Annotated in this window: 8 protein-coding genes; 7 read left to right on the top strand and 1 reads right to left on the bottom strand. The window is 71.2% G+C overall.

The window, feature by feature from the left end:
• Positions 1-192 precede the first annotated feature (192 nt).
• From cyc2 to FE633_RS37900, 6 genes are all read left to right on the top strand, one after another.
• On the top strand, positions 193-2,409 hold the full coding sequence (cyc2, locus tag FE633_RS37925) for a germacradienol/geosmin synthase Cyc2 (protein ID WP_138049715.1): 2,217 nt from the start codon (positions 193-195) through the stop codon (positions 2,407-2,409).
• A 144-nt stretch (positions 2,410-2,553) separates the two neighbouring features.
• Positions 2,554-4,449 carry an O-aminophenol oxidase PhsA gene (phsA, locus tag FE633_RS37920; protein ID WP_171060290.1) on the top strand — a complete coding sequence of 632 codons (1,896 nt, stop codon included), beginning with the start codon at positions 2,554-2,556 and terminating at the stop codon, positions 4,447-4,449.
• Between the two features lie 203 nt (positions 4,450-4,652).
• Positions 4,653-5,252 carry a PDZ domain-containing protein gene (locus FE633_RS37915; RefSeq protein ID WP_138049710.1) on the top strand — a complete coding sequence of 200 codons (600 nt, stop codon included), beginning with the start codon at positions 4,653-4,655 and terminating at the stop codon, positions 5,250-5,252.
• Between the two features lie 60 nt (positions 5,253-5,312).
• The gene (locus tag FE633_RS37910; protein WP_138049709.1) at positions 5,313-5,936 is read left to right on the top strand and encodes a LysE family translocator; all 624 of its coding nucleotides are present in this window, start codon (positions 5,313-5,315) and stop codon (positions 5,934-5,936) included.
• Between the two features lie 127 nt (positions 5,937-6,063).
• Positions 6,064-7,194, top strand: coding sequence for an aminopeptidase P family protein (locus FE633_RS37905; RefSeq protein WP_138049708.1), 1,131 nt, complete (start codon positions 6,064-6,066; stop codon positions 7,192-7,194).
• Positions 7,195-7,239: 45 nt separating this feature from the next.
• Positions 7,240-8,157, top strand: coding sequence for an aminoglycoside phosphotransferase family protein (locus FE633_RS37900; protein ID WP_138049707.1), 918 nt, complete (start codon positions 7,240-7,242; stop codon positions 8,155-8,157).
• 8 nt (positions 8,158-8,165) lie between these two features.
• On the opposite strand, the gene treZ is transcribed toward FE633_RS37900, so the two are convergent.
• Positions 8,166-9,911, bottom strand: a complete 1,746-nt coding sequence (gene treZ, locus FE633_RS37895; protein ID WP_138049706.1) for a malto-oligosyltrehalose trehalohydrolase — start codon at positions 9,909-9,911, stop codon at positions 8,166-8,168.
• A 188-nt stretch (positions 9,912-10,099) separates the two neighbouring features.
• On the opposite strand from treZ, the gene FE633_RS37890 reads away from it, so the two are divergent.
• Positions 10,100-10,651, top strand: a complete 552-nt coding sequence (locus tag FE633_RS37890) for a DUF1707 and FHA domain-containing protein (protein WP_138049705.1) — start codon at positions 10,100-10,102, stop codon at positions 10,649-10,651.
• Positions 10,652-10,712: the final 61 nt, after the last annotated feature.

Here is a 10,712-nt window from a genome sequence, read left to right as displayed (position 1 = left end):
GGGGCTGCGCCCCCAGACCCCCGGGAAAATCAGCCCCTCCGGCGTTTGAGGAGCGGGGTCTGGGGCGGAGCCCCAGGGATGGGACGGGTAGGGGCGGCGGGGGCGAAACAACCCCAGGTTCACGCGATGGAGCGATCATGGGCCGCCGAATGGGTGTCGGCCGGAGGCCACGGGTAGGGCCCGGCCATGGCCATGACGCAGCCGTTCGAACTGCCGCACTTCTACATGCCGTACCCCGCGCGGCTGAACCCGCATCTCGACGAGGCACGCGCCCACTCCGTCGAGTGGGCGCGGGGGATGGGGATGCTGGAGGGCTCCGGCATCTGGGAGCGGGCCGACCTCGACGCGCACGACTACGGGCTGTTGTGCGCGTACACGCACCCCGAGTGCGACGGTCCCACCCTCTCGCTCATCACCGACTGGTATGTGTGGGTGTTCTTCTTCGACGACCACTTCCTGGAGACCTTCAAGCGCAGCCAGGACCGTGAGGGCGGCAAGGCCCACCTGGACCGCCTGCCGCTCTTCATGCCGCTCGACCTCTCCGCTCCCGTCCCGAAGCCGGAGAACCCCGTCGAGGCGGGGCTCGCCGATCTGTGGGCGCGCACGGTTCCCTCGATGTCCCAGACGTGGCGCAAGCGGTTCGCCGAATCCACCGAGCATCTGCTCAACGAGTCGATGTGGGAGCTGTCCAACATCAACGAGGGGCGGATCGCGAACCCCGTCGAGTACATCGAGATGCGCCGCAAGGTGGGCGGCGCCCCCTGGTCCGCGGGACTCATCGAGTACGCCACCGCCGAGGTCCCCGAGTCCGTGGCGCACTCCCGGCCGCTGCGCGTGCTGATGGAGACCTTCTCCGACGCCGTGCACCTGCGCAACGACCTCTTCTCGTACCAGAGGGAGGTCGAGGACGAGGGTGAGCTCAGCAACGGAGTGCTCGTTCTGGAGACCTTCTTCGGCTGTACGACACAGCAGGCCGCGGACACCGTCAACGACGTCCTCACCTCGCGGCTGCACCAGTTCGAGCACACGGCGCTCACCGAAGTGCCCGCGCTGGCGCCGGCGAAGGGCCTCACACCGGACGAGGTCGCGTCGATCGCCGCGTACGCCCGGGGTTTGCAGGACTGGCAGTCGGGCGGCCACGAGTGGCACATGAGGTCGAGTCGCTACATGAACAGAAACGCCCGCGCGTCATCGCCGTCGAGCGGGCTCAGCGGACTCAGTGGACTCAGCGGGCTCACCGGGCTCACCGGGCTCAACCGGCCCGGCTCCTCCGCCGCCGACGTCGGTGCGCTCCTCGCCGCCGCCGGCGCGGAGCGCCTGCGCGCGTACACCCACGTGCCCTTCCAGAAGGTGGGGCCCTCCCGGATCCCCGACATCCGCATGCCGTTCCAGGTCCGGCTGAACGCAGGGCTGGACGGGGCCCGTCAGCGCATCACCCCGTGGGCCCACCGCATGGGCATCCTGGCGGAGGGCGTCTGGGACGAGGACAAGCTCGCCGCCTACGACCTCCCGTTGTGTTCGGCGGGCCTCGATCCGGACGGCACCCCACAGGCCCTGGACCTCAGCGCCCAGTGGCTCGCCTGGGGGACGTACGGCGACGACTACTACCCCTTGGTCTTCGGGCATCGCCGTGATCTGGCCGCGGCGAAGCTGTGCACCGAGCGGCTCTCCGCCTGCATGCCCGTCGACGGCGAGGAGATCCCGCTCCCGGCCAACGCCATGGAGCGTGCCCTTGCCGACCTGTGGGAGCGCACGACGGCGGCGATGACGCCGGACGCGCGCCGCACCCTGCGGGCCGCGGTGGAGGTGATGACCGAGAGCTGGCTGTGGGAGCTGTCCAACCAGGCGCAGCACCGCATCCCCGACCCGGTCGACTACCTGGAGATGCGCCGTGCCACTTTCGGCTCCGACCTCACCATGAGCCTGTGCCGCCTGGGTCACGGCCCGAACGTGCCGCCCGAGGTCTACCGCAGCGGCCCCGTCCGGTCCTTGGAGAACGCCGCGGCCGACTTCGCGGTGCTCGTCAACGACGTCTTCTCGTACCAGAAGGAGATCGAGTACGAGGGCGAGATCCACAACGCCATCCTCGTCGTGCAGAACTTCTTCGGCTGCGACTATCCGACCGGGCTCGGCGTCATCCACGACCTGATGACCCAGCGCATGCGGCAGTTCGAGCATGTCGCCGCCCATGAATTCCCTGTCCTGTACGAGGATTTCAAACTCTCGGACGACGCCCGCGAAATCATGCGCGGCTATGTGGCCGAATTGCAGAACTGGATGGCCGGAATCCTGCACTGGCACCGTGAATGCCGTCGCTACGGAGCCGCCGACCTGGCCCGACGCACCCACGGCTTCGTACCGGGACAGCTTCCCGGGCTCTCCGTCGCCAGGAGTTGGGCGAGTTGCTGATTCACGGTTCAAAAGGACCTTCACGTTCCATATCCGGTTTCCAAAACTTCTCGTCCGGAACGGGATATTCAGGGAACTTCGGTGAGGTGCCGGGAGTCCTCTGATGTAAGGGAACAGATCACGGAACACGGGGGTGTTCGAACCTTGACCGACATCATTGAGAGGATCGCGGAGGAGTTCACGACCGAGGGGGCCGAGCCCAAGGCGCCGGGCGAACTGGAGCTGTACGTCAGCCCGTTGACGGTGCCGCCGGTGCTGCGGCCCGACTCCGGTGACGTACTCCAGGAGACCGAGATCGCGCTGCGGCCGACCTGGGTGCGGCTGCACCCGCAGCTGCCGCCGACCCTGATGTGGGGTTACGGCGGATCAGTGCCGGGCCCGACCATCGAGGTCCGCCGGGGGCAGCGGGTCCGGATCGCGTGGACGAACCGCATTCCCAAGGAGAGCGAGTACCCGGTCACGGCCGTCGAGGTGCCGAGGCGGCCGCAGGGCACGCCGCCCGCCACCACCGACCCGGGCCGCGAGGGCGTGGAGCCCAACAAGGACGTCGCCGCGCTGCCCGCCTGGTCGGTGACCCATCTGCACGGCGCGCAGACGGGCGGCGGCAACGACGGCTGGGCGGACAACGCCGTGGGGTTCGGCGACGCCCAGCTCTCCGAGTACCCGAACGACCACCAGGCGGTGCAGTGGTGGTACCACGACCACGCCATGAACATCACCCGCTGGAACGTGTACGCGGGGCTGTACGGCACGTACCTCGTCCGTGACGACGAGGAGGACGCGCTTCATCTCCCTTCCGGGGAGCGGGAGATCCCGCTGCTGCTCGCCGACCGGAACCTGGACACGGACGAGGACGGCCGGCTCAACGGACGCCTGCTGCACAAGACCGTGATCGTCCAGGACAAGAACCCGGAGACCGGCAAGCCGGTCTCGATCCCGTTCCAGGGCCCGTACACCACGGTCAACGGCCGTATCTGGCCCTACGCGGACGTGGACGACGCCTGGTACCGCTTCCGCCTGGTCAACGCGTCGAACGCGCGCATCTTCGACCTCGTCCTGGTCGACGAGGACAACAACCCGGTGCCGGGTGTGTTGCACCAGATCGGCAGTGACGGCGGGCTGCTGCCACGCCCCGTGCCGATCGACTTCGACGAGTCGATGCCCACGCTGACCGCGGCCCCGGCCGAGCGGTTCGATCTGCTCGTCGACTTCCGGGGGCTGGCCGGGAAGAAGCTGCGCCTCGTCAACAAGGGGCGTGGTCAGGCGCCCGGCGTGCCCGACCCGGTGAACGACGTGCGGTATCCGGCCGTCATGGAGTTCCGGGTGCGCCAGTGCGGTGCCAACGACGGCTTCGAGCTGCCCGAGGTGCTCTCCGGATCCTTCCGCAGGCTGACGCACGACATGGAGCACGGCCACCGGCTGATCGTGCTCACCCCGCCGTCCACCAAGGGCGGCGGCGGGCATCCGGAGATCTGGGAGATGGCCGAGGCAGAGGACCCGGGCGACATCCAGGTCCCCACGGAGGGCGTCATCCAGCTGACCGGAGAGGACGGTAAGACCAAGACGTACCGGCGTACGGCCAGGACGTTCAACGACGGGCTCGGCTTCACCATCGCCGAGGGCAGCCACGAGCAGTGGAGCTTCCTCAACCTGTCCCCGATCGTCCACCCGATGCACATCCACCTCGCCGACTTCCAACTGCTGGGCCGCGACGCGTACGACGTGTCGGGCTTCGACCCCGCGATCGGCGGCACGCGCGCGCCGATCGCGTTCGACCCCGACACCGAGCTGCCGCTCGCGCCCAACGAGCGTGGCCACAAGGACGTGTTCCGGGTGCCCGGCGGCGAGATACTGCGCGTCATGGGCAGGTTCGACGGGGCGTACGGGCGGTTCATGTACCACTGCCATCTGCTGGAGCACGAGGACATGGGCATGATGCGGCCCTTCGTCGTCATGCCGGAGGAAGCCCTGAAATTCGACCACGGGGGGTCGCACGGCGGCCACGGCGGCCACGGTGGCCACGGCGGCCAAACCGGCTGAGTCCCGGCTTCCGGCCGCCGCGCCTCCACCGCGGTCCACCGCGGCTCGCTCCCGCACCCGCACGAGGGGGTGCGGGAGCGAGCCGCGTTCCATTCGAGCGGGAAAGCGGTGGGCATACCGCTCGAACAGGTATGAACCGCATCACTCTTCCGTGAATCGTCGTCCGCCGGTGCGCAGGGTAGGGCTCTGGCCGGAGGCGATCCATGGAACAGACTGCGTTGCGTCCCAAGCCGATGCCGGGGCAGGAACCCGGCGGTGGCGACCGCAAGCCCGCTGCGGGCCGTCGCCCGCACGCCGCCCGGCGGCGCGGGAGACGACTGATGACCCTGCTCTTCGGCCTGTTCGCCGGGACGGTTCTCGTGCTCTCGGGAGTCGGTCTCGGCGCCGTGGGTGCCACGGTGGTCGGAACGGGCAAACTGGCCGATCTCCAGCAGCGGGCGGGGGTTCCCGGCGGCGTACCCCGGCATACCGCGGTGTCACCGGAGCCCAGCCGCTCCAAGCCGGCCACCGGCGCCGGAATCTCCGCTCCGGCCCAGCGCCGGCCGACCCTGGGCGTGGAGGCCGTCGACGCCACCGGCCCGGGCGCACTCCTGGTGGGCGTCCATGTCCCCGGGCCGGGGCACTCCGCGGGCCTGGTCCGCGGCGACGTTCTGCTCACCTGGGCCGGGACCCGCATCGACTCGGCCGCCGACCTGGCGAAAGTGGTAGCCGCCGCACGCCCCGGCGTGGCGGTCACCCTCACGGTGCGACACATGAGCGGCAGCCACCAGCGACTGTCGGCGACACCCGGCGTCATCACATGACGACCGTCCGCATCGGGAAAAGGAATGGCCGTGCTCCCTCCGCCGGGGCACGATGGGCCCATGCTGAGCACCCTTCTCGCCTTCCTCGGCGCCTGCACGCTGATCGCGGCCTCTCCGGGACCGAGCACGGTCCTGATCATCAAGGAGTCGCTGCGCAGCAAACGCTCCGGGTTCCTGACGGTGCTGGGCAACGAGACCGGTGTCTTCGTCTGGGGAGTCGTCGCGGCCTTCGGCCTGAGCGCGCTGCTGGCCGCTTCGGAGATCGCGTACGACGTGATGCGCATCGCCGGCGCCGTCGTGCTCGTCGTCTTCGGTGTGCAGACGCTGTGGCGGGCCCGGCACGCCAAGGACGCGGCGGACGGCACCGGACGGGAAGCCGACGAGAAGAGCGGCTGGGCCTCCTACCGGGGCGGGCTGCTGCTGAATCTCGCCAATCCCAAGGCGGCGATCTTCGCGATGTCCTTCCTCCCGCAGTTCGTGCCCGAGGGGGCGCCGCATCTGCCCACCATGGTGGGGCTCGCCGCGCTCTGGGCGGTCCACGAAGTCGGCTACTACGGCATGTACGTCTGGTTCGTCGGCCGCATGAAGTCGGTATTGTCCCGGGCCGGGCTGCGGCGCAGGCTGGAACAGGTCTCCGGAGGCGTGCTGCTGCTCCTGGGCGCACGCCTCGCGATGGAGAGCTGATGCCCGCCCCGGGCGCGTCCCCGCGAGCACCCGGCGCCTTCCGGAAAGTAGCGTTGACCGGCTCGCGCCGCCCCCGCTGTCCGGGCAGGATGCTGACCGTAGCCCTTTCTGACCTACGGAGGCCCGGATGACCGCCACGCCCGTGCCCTTCACCGCCGGCGACTACAGGGCCCGGATGCGGCGCGCCGCGCGGGCGGCCGCCGACGCGGGGCTCGCCGGGGTACTGGTCGCGCCGGGGCCGGACCTGATATGGCTCACCGGCTACGCGCCGCCCGCGGACACCGAGCGGCTCACGCTGCTGGTGCTCGCCGCCGGACAGGACCCGGACCCCGTGCTCGTCGTGCCCGCCCTGGAGGCCCCGGACGCCGCGAAGGCCACGGGCGCGCCCGCGCTGACGCTGCGCGAATGGACCGACGGCACGGACCCGTACGCGACGACGGGCCCGCTCCTCGACGCCTCGGGCCGCTTCGCGGTGAGCGACAACACCTGGGCCCTGCACCTGCTGGGCCTGCAGAGGGAACTGCCCGGCACCTCGTACGTGTCGCTCACCGAGGGTCTGCCGATGCTGCGTGCCGTCAAGGACGCCGCCGAACTGGAGCGACTGGCGGCTGCCGGCGCGGCCGCGGACGCGGCGTACGAGGAGATCCTGAACGTTCCCTTCGCGGGCCGTCGCGAGACGGACGTCGCCCGCGATCTCGCCGGACTGCTACGGCGGTTCGACCACTCCCAGGTGGACTTCACGGTCGTCGGCTCGGGCCCCAACGGCGCCAATCCGCACCACGAGGCGGGCGAGCGCGTCATCGAGCACGGCGACATGGTCGTCCTCGACTTCGGCGGCCTGAAGCACGGCTACGGCTCCGACACCTCCCGCACCGTGCACGTCGGCGAGCCGAGCGTCACCGCGCAGCGCGTGCACGACATCGTCCGCGAGGCCCAGGACGCGGCGTTCCGCGCGGTGCGGCCCGGCATCGCCTGCCAGGACATCGACCGGGTGGCCCGGGCATACATCACCGAGGCCGGGTACGGCGACGAGTTCATCCACCGCACGGGACACGGCATCGGTGTCACCACCCACGAACCGCCCTACATGGTCGAGGGCGAGAAACAGCCCCTCGTGCCCGGGATGTGTTTCTCCATAGAGCCCGGCATCTATCTGCGGGGCCGCTTCGGAGTACGCATCGAGGACATCGTGACGGTCACGGAGGACGGCGGACGCCGCCTCAACAACACCTCCCGAGAGATGGCCGTCGTCCACTGACCGCCCTTCCACGAGACCGAGAACCCCGAACGGCAACGGCGCGACATGACCCAGGCAGCGACACCCACCGCGGACACCGTGCGACACCTCGTCCGCTCCCTCCTCCCGGACGGCGGAAGATCCGACATCCGGCCCGCCGGTGAGGGCGGTGAGCACTTCACCTGGTTCGTCGGCACACGCCATGTGCTGCGGCTCGCCCGGGACCGCGACGCGTCCGTACGCCGGCGGCGCGAGCTGCGCCTGCGGGACGTGGTGCGCCCCCACCTCGGGGTCGCCGTCCCGGTGAGCATCGCGCACGGCGAGTGGGCGAGCGGCCGGACCTACACGCTCGACACCCTGATCCCCGGCGAATCCGGCGAGCGGCACGACGTCTCCGCCGTGGGCGAGGCCGACCTGGCCGGGCTGCTCACCGGACTGCGCGAGGTGCCCGTACGCCAGGCCGAGGCGCTCGGTGTGCCCCGCGCCGCGCCCCGGTCCCTGGAGGCGCTGCGGACCACCGCCGCGCGCGCTGCCGAACAGCTCGAAGCGGCCGACGAGTTCGACCCCGACCGGCTCCACCAGCTCACCGCACCCGCCGCCGTCCAACTGGCCGCGCAGCCCCAGGGCGCCGTTCTCGTCCACCACGACCTCAAGGGCGAGCACCTCGTGGTGAGCGCCGACGGCAGGGTACGCGGAGTCCTCGACTGGACCGACGCGGTGGTCGGCGACCCCGCCGAGGACATCGCCGGCCTCGCCCTCGCCGTCGGCGCCCCCGCGGCCGTCCGCGCGGCGACCCTCGCCGGGTACGGGGCCCGCCCCTGCCTGCGCGGCCTGTGGCTGGCCCGCTGCGACGCCCTGATCCGACTCGCCGACCGCCTTGAGGGCCGCGACACAGGCCCCCTGCCGCTGTTGCACGCCCAGCTGGACCGCTCCTGGGAGCCGATCCTGCTGGAACGGGTCACGGAGCTGCGGGAAGACCACTGATCACGTGATCACGGCTGCGTCAGCACCACACACGACTCGCCCGGCAGGCTCAGCAGACCGTCCGTCCCCGGCACGTCGACGGGCTCCCACGCGGCCAGCACGCGTGCGCGGCCGGTGCCGAGAGGGATCGACGCGGGCGCCTTGCCGAGGTTCACGGCGACCTTGACGTCGCCCCGCCGGAACGCGAGCCAGCGGGCCTCCTCGTCGTAGGCGACCTTGACGTCCGCGAGATCGGGGTCGGAGAGGTCGGCCTGGGTGTGCCGGAGGGCGATGAGCTCGCGGTACCAGGCGAGCACGCGCGCGTGCGGCCCGCTCTCCGGCTCGGACCAGTCGAGGCAGGAGCGGTCGCGGGTCGCCGGGTCCTGCGGATCCGGGACGTCCTCCTCGGCCCACCCGTGCGCCGCGAACTCCCGCCGCCTGCCCCGGCGTACGGCCTCGGCCAGCTCGGGATCCGTGTGGTCGGTGAAGAACTGCCAGGGCGTGCCCGCCGCCCACTCCTCGCCCATGAACAGCATCGGCGTGAACGGACCGGTGAGCGTCAGCGCGGCCGCGCAGGCCAGCAGACCGGGGGAGAGGGCGGCCGAGAGCCGGTCGCCCTGGGCGCGGTTGCCGACCTGGTCGTGGGTCTGCCCGTAGCCGAGGAGGCGGTGCGCGGACACCCGCGTACGGTCCAGGGGGCGGCCATGGCGGCGGCCCCGGAAGCTGGAGTACGTGCCGTCGTGGAAGAAACCGCCCGTCAGCGTTTTCGCCAGGGCCGCGAGCGGGGCCCGGGCGAAGTCCTCGTAGTAGCCCTGCGCCTCACCGGTCAGGGCGGTGTGCAGCGCGTGGTGGAAGTCGTCGTTCCACTGCGCGTGCAGCCCGAGCCCGTTCTCCTTGCGGGACGTGATCAGCCGTGGGTCGCACAGGTCCGACTCGGCGACGAGGAAGAGCGGCCGGCCCAGATCCTCGGAGAGCGCGTCCACGGAGGCCGACAGCTCCTCCAGGAAGTGGCACGCGCGCGTGTCGCGCAGCGCGTGCACCGCGTCCAGGCGCAGCCCGTCGAGGTGGTAGTCGCGCAGCCACGCCAGCGCACTGCCCCGGAGGTACGCGCGCACCTCGTCCGAGCCGGGCGCGTCCAGGTTGACGGCCGAGCCCCAGGGCGTGTGGTGCGCGTCCGTCAAGTAGGGCCCGAACGCGGGCAGATGGTTGCCGGACGGGCCGAAATGGTTGTGCACGACATCCAGGACGACACCGAGCCCCAGCTCATGCGCCCGGTCGACGAAGCGCTTCAGGGCCTCGGGACCGCCGTACGGCTCGTGCACCGCCCACAGCGAGACCCCCTCGTACCCCCAGCCGTGCCGCCCGGGGAACGGGCACAGCGGCATCAACTCGACGTGCGTGACGCCCAGTTCCGCGAGATGTCCGAGCCGCTCGGCGGCCGCGTCCAGGGTGCCCTCGCGCGTGTACGTCCCCACGTGCAGCTCGTACAGGACCGCGCCCGGCAGTCCGCGGCCGGCCCACTCGGCGCGCCACGCGTAGCGGTCCTGGTCGACCACCGCGCTCAGCCCGTCGGGACCGTCGGGCTGCCGTCGCGAGCGCGGGTCGGGCAGCACCGGGCCGTCGTCCACCGCGAATCCGTAGCGCGTCCCGTCCCCGGCCTCTGCCTCACCCGTCCACCACCCGGCGCGGTCCGGATCGCGCTCCAGCGCACGCGTGGTGCCCGCGCAGTGAAGCGTCATGCGGTCGGCCTGTGGTGCCCACACCTCGAACTGCACGAACGGTTCTCCCTCGTCTGCTCACGGTGGTCTCGCCGGTCCCATGGTGCGTCAAACACGATCAATTGGCCCTTGAATCCCCCCGATCGAAGGACTGAACCCGGGTCCTGTTCGACCGACCGCCCCAGAGGTGTCACAAGTTCCTTGTTTTCTGGACACTTCCGCCCCGCTGCCCGACAATTTCCAGCGTGACGTCGTCCTTCGAGTTCCAGACCTACCCGGCGCGGCTGTCGGACGCCGAGCGTGACCGGGCGTTGCGGGTGCTCCGAGAGGGCGTCGCTCTGGGCAGGCTCTCGCACGACACGTTCGTCCTGCGGATGGAGCTCGCGCTCGCCGCCCGCACGCCCGACGAACTCGCCGCGCTCACCGCCGACCTGCGCACCGAGAGCCGCTGGTCGCGGCTGTTGTTCGGCGCCGTGGAGGCGGCCTCCGGCTTCACCGTACGGCTGCGCAGGGCCTGGCAGGCCGAGCGGCTTCCCAAGCTGCTGCTGCCGCGCCCCGACAGCCCGTACCCGCTGCGGATCGGCCGCGACCCGGCCAGCGGACTGAGGCTCAGCCACGAGACGGTGTCCCGCGTGCACGCCGAACTCACCCGCCAGGGCGGCCTGTGGGTGCTGCGCGACCTCGGCTCGACCAACGGCACATCCGTGAACGGCCGGCGCGTGATCGGCGCCGCCGTCGTCCAGGACGGCGATCAGGTCAGCTTCGGGCGGATGGCCTTCCGGCTCGCCGTGGACTGACGGGCCCCGGAACCACCGCCTCCGGCGGGCGACCCCCGCGAACGGGGGCTTCGCAATCCCG

The organism is Streptomyces montanus, from assembly GCF_005786655.1.
In the GTDB taxonomy this organism is placed as follows: Bacteria; Actinomycetota; Actinomycetes; order Streptomycetales; family Streptomycetaceae; genus Streptomyces; species Streptomyces sporangiiformans.
This window is presented reverse-complemented; position numbering and strand designations above follow the sequence as displayed.